This is a genomic window from Streptomyces sp. NPDC048185 (assembly GCF_043202495.1).
In the GTDB taxonomy this organism is placed as follows: Bacteria; Actinomycetota; Actinomycetes; order Streptomycetales; family Streptomycetaceae; genus Streptomyces.
The window spans coordinates 344,314-362,018 of the sequence record NZ_JBIDAN010000001.1; the positions used below are offsets into that span (position 1 = coordinate 344,314).

Annotated in this window: 14 protein-coding genes; 6 read left to right on the forward strand and 8 right to left on the reverse strand. The window is 74.3% G+C overall.

What is annotated here, in order from left to right:
- Positions 1 to 15: 15 nt before the first annotated feature.
- From ACGF3H_RS01590 to rsmH, 4 genes are all read right to left on the reverse strand, one after another.
- A complete protein-coding gene (locus ACGF3H_RS01590) occupies positions 16 to 1,536 on the reverse strand; it encodes a UDP-N-acetylmuramoyl-L-alanyl-D-glutamate--2,6-diaminopimelate ligase (protein ID WP_362494664.1) in 1,521 nt (506 codons plus the stop codon).
- 185 nt (positions 1,537 to 1,721) lie between these two features.
- Positions 1,722 to 3,689: a penicillin-binding protein 2 gene (locus tag ACGF3H_RS01595; RefSeq protein WP_362494661.1), complete on the reverse strand. Its 1,968-nt coding sequence runs from the start codon at positions 3,687 to 3,689 to the stop codon at positions 1,722 to 1,724.
- Complete coding sequence (locus ACGF3H_RS01600) at positions 3,686 to 4,150, reverse strand: hypothetical protein (RefSeq protein WP_362494659.1); 465 nt, start codon at positions 4,148 to 4,150, stop codon at positions 3,686 to 3,688. The genes ACGF3H_RS01595 and ACGF3H_RS01600 overlap by 4 nt, the downstream gene beginning before the upstream one ends.
- Before the next feature lie 58 nt (positions 4,151 to 4,208).
- On the reverse strand, positions 4,209 to 5,141 hold the full coding sequence (gene rsmH / locus ACGF3H_RS01605; protein ID WP_393583286.1) for a 16S rRNA (cytosine(1402)-N(4))-methyltransferase RsmH: 933 nt from the start codon (positions 5,139 to 5,141) through the stop codon (positions 4,209 to 4,211).
- 387 nt (positions 5,142 to 5,528) lie between these two features.
- On the opposite strand from rsmH, the gene ACGF3H_RS01610 reads away from it, so the two are divergent.
- The 4 genes from ACGF3H_RS01610 to ACGF3H_RS01625 all read left to right on the forward strand — a co-directional run bounded on the left by ACGF3H_RS01610 (position 5,529) and on the right by ACGF3H_RS01625 (position 11,493).
- Positions 5,529 to 6,119 (forward strand): carbonic anhydrase, encoded by a 591-nt coding sequence (locus ACGF3H_RS01610; protein ID WP_362494653.1) that lies wholly within the window; start codon positions 5,529 to 5,531, stop codon positions 6,117 to 6,119.
- A gap of 259 nt (positions 6,120 to 6,378) precedes the next feature.
- The gene (locus ACGF3H_RS01615) at positions 6,379 to 7,452 is read left to right on the forward strand and encodes an AAA family ATPase (protein WP_393583167.1); all 1,074 of its coding nucleotides are present in this window, start codon (positions 6,379 to 6,381) and stop codon (positions 7,450 to 7,452) included.
- Entirely contained in the window at positions 7,452 to 8,816 is a 1,365-nt protein-coding gene (locus ACGF3H_RS01620; RefSeq protein ID WP_362494651.1) for a DUF58 domain-containing protein, read from the forward strand. The genes ACGF3H_RS01615 and ACGF3H_RS01620 overlap by 1 nt, the downstream gene beginning before the upstream one ends.
- A 334-nt stretch (positions 8,817 to 9,150) precedes the next feature.
- The gene (locus tag ACGF3H_RS01625) at positions 9,151 to 11,493 is read left to right on the forward strand and encodes a DUF3488 and transglutaminase-like domain-containing protein (RefSeq protein WP_362494897.1); all 2,343 of its coding nucleotides are present in this window, start codon (positions 9,151 to 9,153) and stop codon (positions 11,491 to 11,493) included.
- A 193-nt stretch (positions 11,494 to 11,686) separates the two neighbouring features.
- On the opposite strand, the gene ACGF3H_RS01630 is transcribed toward ACGF3H_RS01625, so the two are convergent.
- From ACGF3H_RS01630 to ACGF3H_RS01640, 3 genes are all read right to left on the reverse strand, one after another.
- The gene (locus ACGF3H_RS01630; RefSeq protein WP_362499845.1) at positions 11,687 to 12,097 is read right to left on the reverse strand and encodes a DUF3040 domain-containing protein; all 411 of its coding nucleotides are present in this window, start codon (positions 12,095 to 12,097) and stop codon (positions 11,687 to 11,689) included.
- A 279-nt stretch (positions 12,098 to 12,376) separates the two neighbouring features.
- Positions 12,377 to 13,204 (reverse strand): methyltransferase, encoded by an 828-nt coding sequence (locus tag ACGF3H_RS01635; RefSeq protein ID WP_362499844.1) that lies wholly within the window; start codon positions 13,202 to 13,204, stop codon positions 12,377 to 12,379.
- Positions 13,205 to 13,334: 130 nt separating this feature from the next.
- Complete coding sequence (locus tag ACGF3H_RS01640; RefSeq protein WP_362499843.1) at positions 13,335 to 13,913, reverse strand: SAV_6107 family HEPN domain-containing protein; 579 nt, start codon at positions 13,911 to 13,913, stop codon at positions 13,335 to 13,337.
- Between the two features lie 186 nt (positions 13,914 to 14,099).
- Between ACGF3H_RS01640 and ACGF3H_RS01645 the strand changes: the two genes are divergently transcribed.
- Together ACGF3H_RS01645 and ACGF3H_RS01650 are read left to right on the forward strand one after the other, a co-directional pair.
- Positions 14,100 to 14,729: a helix-turn-helix domain-containing protein gene (locus ACGF3H_RS01645; RefSeq protein WP_362499842.1), complete on the forward strand. Its 630-nt coding sequence runs from the start codon at positions 14,100 to 14,102 to the stop codon at positions 14,727 to 14,729.
- 454 nt (positions 14,730 to 15,183) lie between these two features.
- Positions 15,184 to 16,674: an NAD(P)/FAD-dependent oxidoreductase gene (locus ACGF3H_RS01650; RefSeq protein WP_362499841.1), complete on the forward strand. Its 1,491-nt coding sequence runs from the start codon at positions 15,184 to 15,186 to the stop codon at positions 16,672 to 16,674.
- A gap of 40 nt (positions 16,675 to 16,714) precedes the next feature.
- On the opposite strand, the gene ACGF3H_RS01655 is transcribed toward ACGF3H_RS01650, so the two are convergent.
- On the reverse strand, positions 16,715 to 17,665 hold the full coding sequence (locus ACGF3H_RS01655; protein WP_362499840.1) for a hypothetical protein: 951 nt from the start codon (positions 17,663 to 17,665) through the stop codon (positions 16,715 to 16,717).
- Positions 17,666 to 17,705 lie beyond the last annotated feature (40 nt).

Below are 17,705 nucleotides of genomic sequence, written 5' to 3' on the forward strand. Positions count from 1 at the left end.
GGGTCTTCAGGATTTTCATCCCTGGGTCTTCCGGATGGCTTCGCGAAGCACCTGGCGGTCGTCGAAGGGGCGGACCACGCCGGCGATGTCCTGGCCCTGCTCGTGGCCCTTGCCCGCCACCAGCACGGTGTCGCCGGGCTCGGCCCGGGCGACGGCGGCGGCGATCGCGGCGGCCCGGTCCTCGAAGACCTGGACCTCGCCGCGCTCGTGCGCGGGCACGGAGGCCGCGCCCTGGAGCATGGTGGCGAGGATGGCCAGGGGGTCCTCGGAGCGGGGGTTGTCGGAGGTCAGTACGGCCGTGTCGGCGAACCGGGCCACGGCGGCGCCCATCGGCTCCCGCTTGGTGGTGTCCCGGTCGCCGCCGCAGCCGAGCACGGCGTGCAGCTTCCCCTCGGTCACCTTGCGCAGGGCCCGCAGCACCGACTCGACCGCGTCGGTCTTGTGGGCGTAGTCGACCACCGCGAAGTAGGGCTGGCCCTCGTCCACGCGCTCCAGCCGGCCCGGCACACCGGGGACGGCGGCCACGCCGTCGGCCGCGGCGTGCGGGTCGAGGCCGGCGGCGGCCAGGGCGACGATCGCGGCCAGGGTGTTGGCCACGTTGAAGGGACCGGCCAGGGGTGACCTGGCGGTGATCCGCTCGCCCTTGGGGCCGACCACGGTGAACGTCGAGTCCAGCGGCCCGACCGTGACGTCCTCGGCGCGCCAGTCGGCGTCGGGGTGGCCCTCGGCGGAGTAGGTGACGACGGGGACCGTGGCCTCGTTCGCGAGCCGGCGGCCGTACTCGTCGTCGGTGTTGACCACCCCGAGCCTGCTGCGCTCCGGCGTGAACAGCTGCGCCTTGGCCTGGAAGTAGTCCTCCATGTCGGAGTGGAACTCCATGTGCTCCGGGCTGAGGTTGGTGAAGACCGCCACGTCGAAGACGCAGGCGTCGACCCGGCCGAGCACGAGGGCGTGACTGGAGACCTCCATGGCGACCGCCTCGGTGCCGCGTTCGCGCATGACCGCGAACAGGGCCTGGAGGTCGGTGGCCTCGGGCGTGGTGCGCTCGGACTTGATGCGCTCGTCGCCGATGCGCATCTCGACCGTGCCGATGAGGCCGGTGGTCCGCGCGGTGCGCAGGCCGCCCTCCACGAGGTAGGCGGTGGTGGTCTTGCCGGACGTGCCGGTGATGCCGATCTGGAGCAGGTCACGGCCGGGGTGGCCGTAGATCGTGGCCGCCAGTTCGCCCATCCGCGCGCGCGGTTCGTCGACGACCAGCGCCGGCAGCCCGGTGGCGGCGACGCGCTCCGCGCCGGCCGGGTCGGTCAGCACGGCGGCGGCGCCGAGACCGGCGGCCTGGGTGACGAAGTCGGCGCCGTGGGCGCGGGCTCCGGGGAGGGCGGCGTACAGGTCACCGGGGCGGACGGCGCGGGAGTCATGGGTGATGCCCGTGACCCCGGCGGTGCTGTCCGGCGCGGTGACACCCAGCTGATCGGCGAGTTCCGCGAGGGGTGTGGCGGATACCTGCGCCGGCCGGGGCGGTCCCGGATATGTCACGGGGTGGCCCTTCTGGGTGGATTGGGACTGATCAGCGTGTGGCACGGCGGTGAGCGTACCGGGCCCACCCTCCTCCGAGCGAAGTGAGGGGCGGGGGCTGCTCTGGTTCCCGGGATCCGGGGTGATCGTTGTCACGGATGGTTCCTGGTGGCTCGGTGCTGGCTCAGTGCGGGGGTCTGCGCCGGTCAGGGCTTGAAGTCGACCGGCAGGTTGGCGGGTGCGGCCCCGGTCGGCGGGACCTGGAGGGTCTTCAGCGCGAACTCCATGACCTGCTTGTAGATGGGGCCGCAGATCTGGCCGCCGAAGTAGTTGCCCGCGGTGGCGTTCTGGATGGCGCAGTAGACGGTGACGCGGGGCTTGTCGGCCGGGGCGAACCCGGCGAACGACGAGGTGTAGCCGTGGTACTTGCCGGTGTCCGGATCCACTCGGTTGGCGGTGCCCGTCTTGCCGGCCACGCGGTAGCCGGGGATGCGCGCCTTGGTACCGGTGCCTTCCTCGTCGTCGACGACGGACTCCAGCATCTGCGCGAGGGTCTTGGCGGTCCTCTCGCTGATCACACGGGTCTTCTCGGGCTCGGGGGCCGGGGTGTAGTTCCCGTCGTCCGCCGTGGTGCCGCGTACGAGCGTGGGTTCGACGCGGACTCCGCCGTTGGCGATCGTCGAGTACACGGAGGCCGCCTGGAGCGCGTTCACGGAGACGCCCTGGCCGAAAGGAATCGTGTACTGCTGCGAGGTCGACCACTGCTCGGGCGGCGCCAGGATGCCCTTGGTCTCGCCGGGGAAGCCGAGCCCGCTGTAGGCGCCGAGGCCGAACTTGCGCAAGTAGGAGTACAGCACCTTGTTGGCCTCCTGCTGGGTCTTGCCCAGCTCGCCGGTGGCCATGATCGTGCCGATGTTGCTGGACTTGGCGAGCACGCCGTTGAGCGTGAGGTACCAGGTGCGGTGGTCGATGTCGTCCTTGAAGAGCCGGTCGCCGCGCTTGAGCCGGTTGGGGACGGTGAGGTGCGTCGTCGGCGTGGCGACGTTCTCCTCCAGGACGGCCGCCATCGACAGCACCTTGGCGGTGGAGCCGGGCTCGAAGGCGTCCTGGAGGGCCCCGTTGCCGAGCGCGTCGGGGTCGGCGTGGGCCAGGTCGCCCGGGTCGAAGCCGGGCGAGTTGGCCATGGCGAGGATCTCGCCGGTGCGGGTGTCCTGGACGATGACGTAGCCGCCGTCCGCCTTGGACTTCTCCACCTGCGCGCTGATGGCGTCCTGCGCGGCCCACTGGATGTCGCGGTCGATGGTGAGCTCGACGTCGCTGCCGGGCACCGCGCGTGTCTCGGAGGCGCCGGCGGTGGGCACCTGGCGTCCGCCGGACTGCACGTAGCGGATCTCGCCGTCCTGGCCGGCCAGCGTCCCGTTCAGCTGCCGTTCGAGGCCGCCGCCGCCCTTGCCGTCGGCGCCGACCCAGCCCAGGATGCCGGCGGCGAGGTCGCCGCCCGGGTACACGCGCTTGCTGCTGGGGTCGGCGAGGACGCCCGCGAGGACGTTGACGGCGGTGCTGTCCGTCTCGGCCTTCTTGCCGAGGGCGGCCTTCAGGTCCTTGATCTGGTTCCAGACCTGCGGGGTCTGCCGCTGGGCGAGCCGGACGTACCGCAGCTTCTTGTTCGCCGGGCGGAGCCGGTCGACCAGTTCCTGCTGGTCCGTGCCGAGGATCGGCGCGAGGAGCGCCGCCGCCTGCTCGGGACCGTCACCGGTCTTCAGTGCCTCGCGGGTGAACATCGTGGGGTCGGCCGTGATGTCGTAGGCGTCCACGGTGGTGGCGAGGGCCACGCCGTTGCGGTCGGTGATGCCGCCGCGGTCGGCGGTCAGGGTGTGCACGACGTAGCGGTTCTGCTCGGCCTTGGCGGCGTAGGTGCCGGCGTCGACGGCCTGCACCTGGAGCAGCCGTACGACGAAGGCGGCCAGGACGAGGGTCAGCGCGAGGCCGATCATGCGCAGCCGGGGGCGGGGGCTGCCCAGCCGGATGGTGCGGGGGGCGCCCGGCCGGGGCGGGCCGGGCCGGCGGGCCGGGCGGGCGCCGGGTCCGGGCTGCCGCCGGGCGGCGGGACGGACGGGCCTCGCGGGTCCGGGCACGCGGCGGCGCGGCGGTTCCCTGTCGGACACTTCCCTCACCTGCCGGGGGTCGGGGTCGGAGTGGCTGCGGCCGCCTGGGCGGCGGGCCGTCCGGCCAGCGCCTCCGGGGCGAGGACGAGCGGGAGGGCGGCGGCCGCCGCCGGGCTGGGCGAGCCCTTGACGGTGCCGTCGGGCGCGAGGAAGGCGGGGTCTCCGCCGGGCACCATGCCGAGTTCGCGGGCACGGTACTGGAGGGCCTGCGGAGCGGAGTAGGCGTCGATGTCCCGTTGCAGCGCCTGTTCCTCGTCGGTGAGGCTCTTCGTCTGCTGTTCGAGGTCGTCCAGCTGGAACGAGCCCTCGCTCAGGGCGGAGTTCAGCACCAGGAGTCCGATGAGACCGCCGCCCAGCAGGAGGACGACGAGGAGGACGAAGGGCGCCCGGGCGGCTCGCCGTCCGCCGCCGGGCGGGAGCATCCGGGCGAGCCGGGCGGCCCTCCCCTTCAGCTGGGGTTTCCCGCTCACTCGCCCTCCCCTCGGTACGGGTGGCCCACCCGTACCCGACTGGCCCGCCTCACTCGTTTCACCCGATGGACTCCCTGATCCGCTCGGCTCCGCGCAGCCGTGCCGGTGCCGCTCGCCGGTTCTCCGCGATCTCCTCCTCGGTGGGAAGTTCGGCACCGCGCGTGAGCAGCTTGAGCCGGGGCGCATAGCGTTCGGGGACCACCGGCAGTCCGGGCGGCGCGGTGTTGGCGGCACCGGCCGCGAACACCTGCTTGACCAGCCGGTCCTCCAGGGAGTGGTACGACAGCACCGCGATCCGTCCGCCCACGGCGAGCGCCTCGACGGCGGCCGGGATCGCCCGTTCCAGGACGGACAGCTCGCCGTTGACCTCGATGCGCAGGGCCTGGAAGGTGCGCTTGGCCGGGTTGCCGCCGGTGCGCTTGGCCGCCTGCGGCAGCGCGGCGCGGATCAGCTCGACCAGCCGGGCGCTGTTGCTGAACGGCTCCTTCTCACGCTCCCGCACGATCGCGGAGACGATCCGCTTGGCCTGCTTCTCCTCGCCGTACGCCCGCAGGATGCGCACGAGCTCGCCCGGCGGGTAGGTGTTGAGGACCTCGGCGGCGCTCATGCCGGTCGTCTGGTCCATGCGCATGTCGAGCGGGGCGTCCTGGGCGTAGGCGAAGCCGCGGCCGGCCTCGTCGAGCTGCATGGAGGAGACGCCCAGGTCGAACAGCACGCCCTGGACGCGGGGGACGCCGATCCGGTCGAGGACGTCGGGCAGTTCGTCGTAGACGGCGTGCACCAGGGTGGCGCGCTCCCCGTACGGGGCGAGCCGTTCGCCGGACAGGCGCAGGGCCTCCTTGTCCCGGTCGAGGGCGACCAGGCGGGCCTCGGGGAAGCGGTCGAGCAGCGCCTGGCTGTGCCCGCCGAGCCCGAGCGTGCAGTCCACCACCACGGCACCGGGCTCCTGGAGGGCGGGTGCCAGCAGGTCCAGGCAGCGCTGGAGCATCACCGGGACGTGTCGACTCTGGCTCAAGTGGGGCGGCCTCTCGGGTCCGGCACGGCGTCACGCACCGCCGGGTCCCCTCCCGCTCGCATCTGAAGGGGAGGCCTGCCGGCGCCGGAAGCGTCAGCCGGCCGGGAGCGGGAGGAGGCCGAGCCGTACGTACGCGCCGCGCACGTGGGGAGATCTGGTGGGACATCGCCCAGGTCTCCGGGGTGTTCAGTCCAGCAGGGAGAGCCTCGCCTCCCGCTTCGCGTCACTTTAGTCCACCCTGTCGCCCGGTCAATCAACCGGCCTGCGCGTCGTGGACGCCGGGCGCACGAATCCGGGCGGGACGGTACTTCACCCGCCCGGAGGCACCCGTCCGGGCTGTGGAGTGGCTCACAACGGGCCTCGATGACGTTCTTTGTCCCGCTTCACGGCGGGCCTGCCGCGTGGGTGACCAGTAACGTCATGGTTATGACGACTTCTGCATCGGTTCCCGCAGGCTCCGGATCCACCACCGACCGGCTCGTCGAGGCGAACGCCCGTTACGCCGCCGAGTTCTCCGACGCCGATCTGGCAGGCCGTCCCGCCCTCCAGGCCGCCGTCGTGGCCTGTATGGACGCCCGCCTGGACGTGACCGCCGCGCTCGGCCTGCGCAACGGCGACTGCCACGTCATCCGCAACGCCGGCGGTGCCGTCACCGACGACGTGATCCGCTCCCTCGCCATCAGCCAGCGGGCGCTCGGCACCCGCAGCGTCATCCTGCTCCACCACACCGCGTGCGGCATGGAGACGCTCACCGAGGACTTCCGGCACGAACTCGAGCGAGAGGTGGGCCAGCGCCCCGTCTGGGCGGTGGAGTCCTTCCAGGACGTCGACCAGGACGTGCGGCAGTCCCTCGCACGGGTGCGCACCTCGCCGTTCCTTCCGCACACGGACGACGTCCGCGGCTTCGTCTACGACGTGAAGACGGGCCGGCTGCGCGAGGTCGACCCCGCCTGATCCGGTCGTCCGCCCGCCGGCTCTCGCCGGGCAAGCGCCGCAAAGGCCGTAAGGACCGACAAATCGAGGTCAGTTGTCCACAGGCGAGTGACACGAATCGGTAACGGCGGCAAGAATGCGGGGAAGTGGTGTCGCGCGGAACTGTTTCCGCGCGGCGTCCGTGATTCGGGGTGGGCCGGCCGGCCGTACGGGGCCGGCCAGGAATGCTGGGGTACCCCTCGCTTTCCAGGGAGCGCGGGGCAAGGCCGAGGAGGGCCGGGTGACGACCTATGAGGACCAGGCGAGCCATGGGGGCGTCCCCGCCCGGCCGTATGCGCGGGTGGGGGACGACCTGACCGCCGTGGTCGAGCGGGTGCGCGGTTCGGTGGAAGGCGTGATCGAGGGCAAGCCCGAGGTCGTGCGGCTCTCCCTGACCGTGCTGCTCGCCGAGGGGCACCTGCTGATCGAGGACGTCCCGGGAGTCGGCAAGACCATGCTGGCCAAGGCGCTGGCGCGGTCCATCGACTGCTCCGTGCGCCGGATCCAGTTCACGCCGGACCTGCTGCCCTCGGACATCACCGGGGTGTCCATCTGGGACCAGCAGCGCCGGGACTTCGAGTTCAAGCCGGGCGCGATCTTCGCCCAGGTGGTGATCGGCGACGAGATCAACCGCGCCTCGCCGAAGACGCAGTCCGCGCTGCTGGAGTCGATGGAGGAGCGCCAGGTCACCATCGACGGCCAGACCTACGAGCTGCCCGCCCCCTTCATGGTGGTGGCGACGCAGAACCCGGTCGAGATGGAGGGCACCTACCCCCTGCCGGAGGCCCAGCGCGACCGCTTCATGGCCCGGGTCTCCATCGGCTATCCCAGCCCGGAGGCCGAGCTGCAGATGCTGGACGTGCACGGCGGGGTGAATCCGCTGGACGACCTGCAGCCGGTGGCGCACGCGCACGAGATCCTCAAGCTGATCGAGGCGGTCCGGGGCGTCCACGTCGCGGAGCCGGTCCGGCGGTACGCGGTGGACCTGGTCGCCGCCACGCGGACCCACCCCGACCTCAGACTCGGCGCCTCGCCGCGCGCCACGCTGCACCTGCTGCGCGCGGCGAAGGCGTCCGCCGCCCTGAGCGGCCGGGAGTTCGCGCTGCCCGACGACGTGCAGGCGCTCGCCGTCGCCGTCCTGGCGCACCGCCTGCTGCCCACCGCCCAGGCCCAGCTCAACCGTCGTACGGCCGAACAGGTCGTCCAGGAGATCCTGCAGCGCACCCCGGTGCCCGCGGCACCCCAGCAGCAGACCGGCTACGGCATGGGCCGTGGTGAGCCGCCGTACGGCCGGCAGCCGCCGCGGAGGCTGTGATGGACGCCGGGGGGACGGGCGGGGCGGAGGGCGACCGCGGGGAGGGCGGTGGCGTCCGCACCGCCCTGGCGGGCCTGACCACCCGCGGGCGTTCCTTCCTGGCCGCCGGCATCGCCGCCGCGATCTGCGCCTTCGTTCTCGGACAGGACGACCTGCTGCGGGTCGGGCTGCTGCTGGGCGTGCTGCCGCTGGTGTGCGCGACGGTGCTGTACCGCACGCGCTACCGGGTGTCGGGCAGCCGCCGCCTCACCCCCGGGCGGGTGCCCGCGGGCAGTGAGGCGCGGGTCCATCTGCGCATCGACAACGTCTCGCGGCTGCCCACCGGTCTGCTGATGCTCCAGGACCGGGTGCCCTACGTGCTCGGGCCGCGTCCCCGTTTCGTGCTCGACCGGGTCGAGCCGGGCGGCCGTCGGGAGGTGTCCTACCGGGTCCGCTCCGACCTGCGCGGCCGCTATCCGCTGGGCCCGCTCCAGTTGCGGCTGACCGACCCGTTCGGCATGTGCGAGCTGACCCGGTCGTTCTCCACGTACGACGACCTGAGCGTGATCCCCCGCGTGGAGCCGCTGCCGCCGGTGCGGCTGAGCGGCGAGGCGACGGGGTACGGCGACGGGCGGCAGCGCTCGCTGGCGCTGGCCGGCGAGGACGACGTGATCCCGCGCGGGTACCGCTACGGCGACGACCTGCGCCGCGTGCACTGGCGCTCCACCGCGCGCTACGGCGAACTGATGGTGCGCCGCGAGGAGCAGCCGCAGCGCGCCCGGTGCACGGTGCTCCTGGACACCCGGGGCGCGGCCTTCGAGGGCGCGGGCCCCGACTCGGCCTTCGAGTGGGCCGTGGCGGGTGCGGCGTCGGTGCTGGTGCACATGCTGGAGCGGGGTTACTCCGTCCGGCTGCTCACCGACACCGGCGACGCGGTGCCCGGCGAGAGCGCCGACGGGTTCGCAGGCGTGAGCCAGGGAACGGCCGAAGCGGCCGGGCTGATGATGGACACCCTCGCCGTGATCGACCACTCCGGCGGCACCGGCCTGTCCCGGGCCTACGACGTGCTGCGCGGCGGGAGCGAGGGGCTGCTGGTGGCGTTCTTCGGCGATCTGGACGAGGAGCAGGCCGCCGTGGCCGCCAGGATGCGGCAGCGCAGCGGCGGCGCGATCGCGTTCGTGCTGGACAGCGGGGCGTGGCGGCGGGACCCGTCCGACGTGCCCGGCCCGTCGGACGGGAGCGCGGAACGGCTGCGGATGCTGCGCGAGGCGGGCTGGAGCGCCGTGGGCGTGCCGCGGGGTGCCGGCCTGGAGGAGCTGTGGCGGCTGGCGGACCGTGAACGCACGGGCCTCGCGGCGGCGAGCGGCGGGGAGGGCACCCGATGACCGCACGCCCACGACCGGCACCGTGCGCCCCGGCGACGAGGCGTCGTGACGAGAGGGCACGAGGGGGCGCGGCGAGCACGACGGGACGACCGGCACCCTGCGGCCCGGTGGCCGGGTCTCATGGCGAGAGGGCACGAGGGGGCACGCTGAGCACAGCGGCACGACCGGCACCCTGCGGCCCGGCGGCGGGGCGTCATGGCGAAGGGGGACGAGGGGGCGCGGTGAGCACCGAGGCACTGCCGGCATCCTGCGGCCCGGTGGCGGGGCGTCGGCACGAGGGGGCGTGGTGAGCGGGCGGGCTCGGTTGGCGTTGTGGGCGTGGGCGGCCACGCTGATGGCGGCGTGCGCGCTGCTGCCCCTGGTCGACCCGGCCTTCTGGATCCTCGAGGCGGCGATCCTGCTGGCGATCCAGTCGGGGGTGGGTGCCGCGGCCCGCAGGGTGCCACTGGCCCGGCCCCTGACCATCGCCGCGCAGGCCCTGGTCGGGCTGCTGCTGCTCACCCTGGACTTCGCCCGTCGGCAGGCCCTCGCCGGGGTGATCCCCGGCCCGGAGGCCTTCCGGCACTTCGCCGAGCTGCTGCGGCAGGGCGGCGACGACATCGCGCGGTACGCGATCCCGGCACCGCTCGGCTCCGACGGCATCCGTCTGATGCTGGTCGGCGGCGTGCTGGTGATCGGCCTGCTGGTGGACACGCTCGCGGTGACCTTCCGCAGCGCGGCACCGGCAGGGCTGCCGCTGCTGGCCCTGTACTCGGTGGCCGCGGGGCTGTCCGACGGCGGCGCCGACTGGCTGTGGTTCCTGGTCGCGGCGGCCGGCTACCTGATGCTGCTGCTGACCGAGGGCCGCGAGCGGCTCTCGCAGTGGGGCCGGGTCTTCGGCGGGGCACCGCGCCTGCCGGGCGGCGACCGCGGCGGCGCGGTGGCCCCGGTGCGCACCGGGCGCCGCATCGGCGCGCTGGCGCTCGGCGTGGCCCTGGCGGTGCCGCTCGCGCTGCCCGCGATGGACGGCGGGCTGCTGGACGGCGCCGGGACGGGCGTCGGCTCCGGCACCGGGGGCGGCGGCACGATCTCCGCGGTGAACCCGCTGGTCTCCCTGCGCGACAGCCTCAACGTCGACGAGGACCGCCAGGTCCTGTCGCTGAAGACCGACTCGAACGACGTCTCCGGCCTGTACCTGCGCATCGTGTCCCTGGACGACTTCGACGGCAGCACCTGGAAGCCCTCCAAACGGAACATCACCGCCGTGCCGGGAGGCACGTTCCCCACTCCGGCCGGTCTCGGCCCGGACATCGAGCGGGTGGAGACCGAGACGACGATCTCGGCCGCGGACTGGTACGCCCAGGACTGGCTGCCGATGCCGTACCCGCCGAGCGGCGTCCGGATCGACGGCAACTGGCGCTACGAGCCCGTCGGCATGACGCTGGTCGGCGACCACGGCCAGAACACGCGCGGGCTGACGTACGAGGTGCGGAGCCTGGACGTGCGGCCGACGGCGGAGCAGCTGGCCACGGCACCGCGGCCGCCGGCGGCCCTGAGGCGGGAGTACACCGAGCTGCCGGACTCGCTGCCGCCGGTGGTCGCGCAGACCGCCCGGGAGGTGACGGAGGGCGCGTCGAACCCGTACGAGCAGGCGGTCGCGCTCCAGGAGTACTTCGCGGTCACCGGTGGCTTCGAGTACGACACCCAGGTCCAGGTCGGCAGCGGTTCGGAGGCGATCGCCCGCTTCCTGAAGGACAAGCAGGGCTTCTGCGTCCACTTCTCCTTCGCCATGGCGGCGATGGCCCGTTCCCTGGACATCCCGGCGCGGGTCGCGGTCGGGTTCGCGCCGGGCTCCCCGCAGGCGGACGGCTCGGTGTCGGTGGGGCTGCGGGACGCGCACGCCTGGCCCGAGCTGTACTTCGAGGGGGTGGGCTGGACCCGGTTCGAGCCCACGCCGACGCGGGGCAGCGTGCCCTCCTACACGGTGGAGAACACGCCGGGCAACGCGGTCCCCGACCCCGCGCTGCCGTCCCGGGCCGCACCGACGGAGCCGTCGGCGGCGCCCTCGGCGAGCGAGAGCTGCTCGGCCCGGCAGAGGAAGCTGGAGGCCTGCCCGAGTGAGTCCGCGGCGGCGGCACCGGTCACGGACGGCGGCGGACCGGAGTGGTACGCGGTCCTGGCCTGGTCGTTGGGCGGGCTCGCGGTGCTGGTGCTCCCGCTGGCGCCGATGCTGTGGCGGATGCGGATCCGGTCGGTCCGGCTGGGGGCGCACGGGCGGAGCGAGGCGGACGTGGCGCCGCACGTCCTGGCGGTATGGGAGGAGCTGACCGACACGGCCTGGGACTTCGGCATCCCGCCCGAGGAGTCGCAGACGCCGCGCGGGACGGCGGCCCGGCTCGTCCGGCTCGGGCAGCTCGACGCGGCCGCGGCGGCCGGGGTGCACCGGGTGGCGGACGCCGTGGAGCAGGTTCTCTACGCGCCCAGGCCACGCCCTGCCGCGGGTCTCGCCGAGGACGTGCGCCGCGTGAGCACCGGGCTGCGGGCCACGGTCAGCCGTCGCACGGCACTGCGCGCACGGTTCGCACCGCGTTCCACCGTCCGGGTGCTCTGGGCGGCCTCGGCCCGGTGGGCGGCCCTGGGCCGGCGGGTCTCGGCGGCCCGGCCGACTCTGCGGAAGGCGTCGGGTCAGCGGGGCTGAGCGCCCCCGAGCACGAGCACGAAGGGGCACCGGGCCCGGTCGCTCACGCGACGGGCCCGGTGCCTTCCTCGCCCCGGTCCGCCACCCCGCATGCCGGTGCACGCCTCCGGAGAAGGCGTGCACCGGCATGCGTGAGGGGTGACCACCGGTCCGGTGGTCACCCCTCACGCGACTGTCATGGTGGGTGGCGCGGCTACTGACCGCCCTGCTGCTCGTCCCGGCGGCGCTGCCAGCGCTCCTCGATGCGGTCCATCATGGAGCGTCTTTGCCGCGCCTGGCGGCGTGCCTGTGGTCCGGCGCCGACGGCGCCCGCGGCGGGCTGCTCCCCCGGCTTGGGGGCCTTGCGCCAGCCGGTCACGGCGAGGACCGCGCAGCCCAGCATGACGAGGAAACCCACCACACTGAGCCAGACCTGCTTGGCGACCATACCGGCCATGAGGAGCGCAATTCCCACGAGGAAGCCCGCGACCGCCTGGTAGACCCGCCGCCGGGTGTACGTACGCAGCCCGCTTCCCTCGAGCGCCGACGCGAACTTGGGATCTTCGGCGTACAGCGCTCGCTCCATCTGCTCGAGCATGCGCTGCTCGTGCTCCGAGAGCGGCACGGAGTCCTCCTCATCGTGCAGTCGCCGGGGCGACCCGGGGGGTCCCTTCAGGATAGGCAGGGAATCGCCCCCGTGAAACCCGCCCCTCTACACCAATTGGCCAACCGGAGTCCGTCATGGCCGCGCCGGCTCGCTGACATTCCCTTTCCCCAGCGGCCGACCCGTCATGCCGGGCGGTCTCCCTCGATCATACGGCGCCGTGCCCCCGTTCGGGGGGCCTGTGGCGTACTCCATCTGCAGCCGCGGCCCTGATCAGCGGCCTGCCCTCCGCGTCGGCCCTCAGGCCTCTCCGGTCCCGGGGGTCTCACCGAGCACATGGAGTTGCGTGGCCACGGAGTGGAAGGCGGCGAGCTCGGCCGCCGCGGCCTCGAGCCGCAGCAGCGCGTCCAGGGCGCCGGGCTCGGTGTCCACCAGCACACCGGGGACGAGGTCGGCGAAGACCCGCACCCCGTGCACGGCGCCGACCCTGAGCCCCGCGTCCTCCACCAGGCCGGTGAGCTGCTCCGCGGTGAACCGGCGGGGCATCGGGTCCCCCGTGCCCCAGCGGCCGTCCGGGTCGTCGAGTGCCTGCCGGGCCTCCGTGAAGTGGCCGGCGAGGGCCCGGGCGAGCACGGCGCCGCCCAGGCCGGCGGCGAGCAGGCTGAGGACGCCCTCGGCGCGCAGGGCGGCCACCGCGTTGCGGACGCCTTCCGCGGGGTCGTCCACGTACTCCAGGACGCCGTGGCACAGCACCACGTCGTGACCGCCGCGCTCGACGACGTCGAAGAGGCCGTGGACGTCGCCCTGGACGCCCCGGACCCGGTCGGCGACGTCGGCCTCGGCGGCCCGGCGCTCCAGGGCGAAGAGCGCGTTGGGACTGGGGTCGACGACGGTGACGCGGTGACCGAGGCGGGCCAGGGGCACCGCGAAGTTGCCGCTGCCGCCGCCGGTGTCCAGGACGTCCAGCGCCTGGCGGCCCGTGGCCTTGACCCGGCGGTCGAGGGCGTCCTGGAGGACCTCCCAGACCACGGCCGTGCGCAGTGCGGCGCGGGACCGGGAGGGGTCGGAGCGCAGCGACGCCGCTTGGGCGTGGTGGGGGGAGGCGGGCGGGCGCATCGGGTCCGACACGGCAGTTGACTCCTCGGCGCGGCACCGCCTCTGGCAGGGGCGGAGCGAACGGGCTGCCTCCCCGGCCCGGGTGCGGGAAGGGGCAGGCTTCAGGCGTCTCCCACCCTATTGCCTCCGGTGCTCCGGCCGGTCACTCCGGGTACCCGCCGCCCGCGGCCGCCTGCGCACCCGGCGGGCGGCCCGGGTCCGGGCTCTCCGCGTCGGGGCGGGGCTGGGGAAGGACCGGCTGGAGGACGAGCATCCGCTCCACGATGCGCAGGAACATCGACACGTCGCGTATCAGGTCGTCGGCGTCCCGGCTGCCGGCCGCTCCCTGGATGCCCGCCTCGGCCCGGGCACGGCGCCGGGCGCCCGAGGCGAACAGGGCGCTCCATTCGGCGAGCTCCGGCGCGATCTCGGGGAGCACCTCCCAGGCGCTCCGGATGCGGGCGCGGGCCCGCGGGGTGGCCTCGGGCCTGCCGCGCGCCGCGAGCACGGCGGCGGCGGTGCGCAGGGCGGCGAGGTGGGCCGTGGCGTACCGCTCGTTCGGCGTTTCGAGGACGCCGGCCTGCTCCAGTCCGGCGCGGGCCTGGGCGAGCAGGTCGAGGGCGGCGGGCGGGGCGGATGCCCGGCGGAGCACGGGGTGCACGTCGCTCGCCGGGCCGTTCAGTGAGGGGGCAGGGCCGGCTGCGCGGGGCCGCCGGGCGGCGGCTGCGGACGAGTGGGCCATGACGATCCTCCTGTCGTCTCCGTGACGGCACGTCCGGGCAGGAGGTGCCGTATGTGCCCATCGTGCGGTATGCCACTGACAATCCGTTCCGACCTGGCCTTTTGATGCGATCGCGCGTTCGAGGCCGGGTGGGTGCCCGGGCCCTGCGGTCACGGCCGCCGGCAGGGTGCTGTGAGAATCGGGACCATGGAAAGCAGCAGCACCTCCTCGCGGGGCGGCAGCCGGCGCGAAGCCACCCGGCAGAAGCTCTACGAGGCGGCCGTCACCCTCATCGCCGAGCAGGGCTTCTCCGCCACCACCGTGGACGAGATCGCCGAGCGCGCCGGCGTCGCGAAGGGCACGGTCTACTACAACTTCGCCAGCAAGTCCGTCCTCTTCGAGGAGCTGCTGCGGCACGGCGTCGGGCTCCTGACGGCCTCGCTGCGGGAGGCGGCGGAGGGCGCGGCGCGGGAGGGCCGGGGCCGGGTCGACGCCCTGGACGCGATGATCCGCGCCGGGCTCGTCTTCATCGACCGCTATCCCGCCTTCACCCAGCTCTACGTGGCCGAGCTGTGGCGGACCAACCGGGCCTGGCAGTCCACGTTGCTGGTGGTCCGGCAGCAGGCCGTCGCCGTGGTGGAGGGCGTGCTGCGCGACGGGGTGGACAGCGGTGAGTTCAGCGAGGAGATCGACGTACCGCTGACCGCGGCGGCGCTGGTCGGCATGGTCCTGGTCGCGGCGCTGGACTGGAAGTCGTTCCAGCCGGAGCGGTCCCTCGACGAGGTGCACGCGGCCCTGTCCCGGCTGCTCCAGGGGCGGGTGAGCGGCCGCCGCTGAGGGGCGGGCCCGACACGGAGGACGCCGGTCCGGCGGTGGCCGCGTCCCCCGCGGGCCACTGCCGGACCGGCGCCTTCTCCTGCTCCCCCGTACATCCCCCGGTGGGCCCCCGTTCTCGGTCGTCCCCCGGGATCCCCCGTGCCTCGCTCCCGCCGGCCGCGGCCGGCGGAAGGACGGATCGCGGGCCCGGCTCCCGTTCCGGCGCCCCGTGCCGCCGGTACCGGAGCCGTGCCCCTCTCCGTGCCCTTACTCTCTCGTCATCGCGGGCCGGGCCCCATCCGCGCGCGTACTCATCTCCCCGGCTAGGTACGGGTACTCAGCCCTGCGCACCCGTGCCCACCGGGGCGCGGCACCGGCCGGTCACCCGCACGCCCGTCGGGGTACTCAGCGGCGCCCCGGGGCCCTCTCGGCCCCTCGGGCCGTGCTGTCGCCGGTGGCGGATAAAGTCCCTGGCATGGCACGGATTGCGGTGATCGGCGCCGGGATGGGCGCGATGGCGGCTGCCGCCCGGCTGGCCGTCGCGGGCCACCGGGTGGCGGTGTACGAGCGGACCGGGACGTACGGCGGGGCGGTGCGCCGCTTCGAGCGGGACGGTTTCTCCTTCGACACCGGCCCGGGTCTGCTGCCCCTGCCCGCGGTCTGGCGGGACCTGTTCGTCAAGACCGGCAAGGAGCCGCTGGAGTCCCGCGTCGAGCTGGTCCAGGTCGACCCGTCGTCACGGCACGTGTTCGCGGACGGCGCGGAGGTCTCCCTGCCGAACGCCTCGCGGGCGGGCGTGGTCGCCGCCCTGGACGAGGCGCTCGGCCCGCCCGCCGGACAGCGCTGGGGCGACTTCCTGGTGCGGGCCCGGGAAGGGTGGGACCGCACCCGCCGGCCGCTCCTCGAGGAGCCCCTGTGGCCCGACTGGCAGGTGCTGGCCGAACGCGAGCCCTATCCGGCGGTCCCCCACAAGCGGCTGCTGCGCACCCGCCGGGCGGGCACGCTCGCCGAGGTCGCCGCCTGGGAGCTGCGGGACGCCCGGCTCACCGCCCTGCTGGAGAGCCACGCGCTGGCGCACGGCCTCGACCCGCGGACCGTCCCGGCCAACGCGGCCGTGCTGGCGTACATGGAGCACGCCTTCGGCATGTGGTACGTGCGGGGCGGTCTGCGGGAGCTGGCGCGGGCGGTGTACGAGCGGTGCCGGGACCGCCGGGTCGAGTTCCGCTTCGACACCGAGGTCACGGGGATCGTCGAGAAGGACGGCCGGGTGGCGGGCGTGGAGCTGGCCGGCGGTGAGGCGGCCGAGGCCGAGTTCGTGGTCGCCGGTGTGGCACCGGGCGTGCTGGACCGCCTCGCCGGGGACACGGTGGTGCGCGCCGCGGGTGAGGTTCCGCCGCAGCGCGTGGCGGCGAGCCGGGTCACGGTGCTGCTGGCGCTGCGGGGCGCCCGCCCCGAGGGCACGGCGCACCGGACGGTGGTGCACGCCCGGGACCGCGCGGGCGAGCTGGACTCCCTGTTCGGTGCCGCGCCGGGTGTGCCCGCGGGGCCGACCGTCACGGTCCTGCGGCCCGACGACCCGGGGCTGGTTCCCGGTCCGGACCACGAAGCGGTCACGCTCACGTCGGTGGTGCCCGCGGGTACCGACGCGGAGGGCTGCGCCGAGCGTCTAGTCGCCGTCGCCGAGCGGGTGGTGCCGGGGCTGCGTGACCGTCTTGTGTGGCAGGAGGTGCGCACCCCGGCCGACATCGCGGCTCAGACGGGTGCGGCGGGCGGCGCGGTGCCGGCCCCGGCGCTGGCGGCGGCGGACGGCCGGCTGCTGCACGCGGGCAACAGCACGGCTCTCGCGGGGCTGTTCACGGTGGGCGGCTGGTCGCACCCCGGCGGTGGGCTGCCGCACGCGGGCATGTCGGGCGCGCTGGTGGCCGGACTCGTCGTGGAGGGACCGGAGTTCCGGGGCTCGCAGTGACCGGGCGGACGGCCGGGCCCGTGACCGGGCCCGGGTGGCGTCAGAAGCGGTACTGCTCGTCGTACCCCTGACTCGGGCCCTGCGGCCGGCCGTTGTCCTGGTACGGATAGGCCTGCTCCGGCGGGAGTTCGCCGCCGTAGGGATCGTCGCCGGTGCGCTGCTGCGGCACCCACACCCCGCCGGGCGGGGTCTCGCCGCCGTAGCCCCCGGGCGTGCCGCCGGGGTACTGGCCCTGCCCGTAGCCCTGCGGGTCGTACTGCGCCGTGCCGGTGGTGTCGTAGCCGCCGGTGTCGTACGACCCGCCGCCGTAGGTGTGGGTGCCGATGTACGGGTCGGAGTAGGCGGCGTACTGCTGCTGGCCGTTGTCGTAGCCGTAGCCCTGCTGGCCGTAGCCGGAGTAGTCGTAGGCGTAGGACTGGTCGGCACCCTGGGTGACCGGCGTCTGCTGGTCCTGGCCGTAGCCGTCGCCGTACACGCCGTACGCACCGGTGTCGTCCGGCATGGGCTGCGGCGCGTAGACGGCGGTGGTCTCGGCGGGGCGGGCCGGGGTGAACACGTCGTCCCGGTCGTAGTCGTCGTGACCGTGGGTCAGGCCGTCGTGGGCCAGGCCGTCGTGGTCCTGCGCGCGGTCCTCGGGGATGCCGGCGGGGGTGTCCTCCGCCTCCAGGCCGGAGACCTCCAACGTCGGTTCCCGGCGCCTCCGTTCGGGGCGGCGCTTGCCGCCCACCAGGCCCGCCGGGGCGTTGACTGCCCATCCGGCCTCGAAGCCGCGGCGGAACGACAGGGTGACGTAGGTCTGGCCGACGGCGAAGGCCGCCGCGCCCAGTCCGATGACGAGCACGTTCGACATCAGCACACCGGCCACCACGCAGGCGAACCCGCCGAAGGCGAGCAGCCGCCAGCGCAGCCGCGCCTTGTACTGCAGCAGCACCTCACCGAGCAGCCACAGCGCGACGATGCCGAACGCGATGTAGAGGACCGTCCAGCCCATGTACGCCCCTCTCCCAGTGGCCGTTACGCAGTGTGTCGCA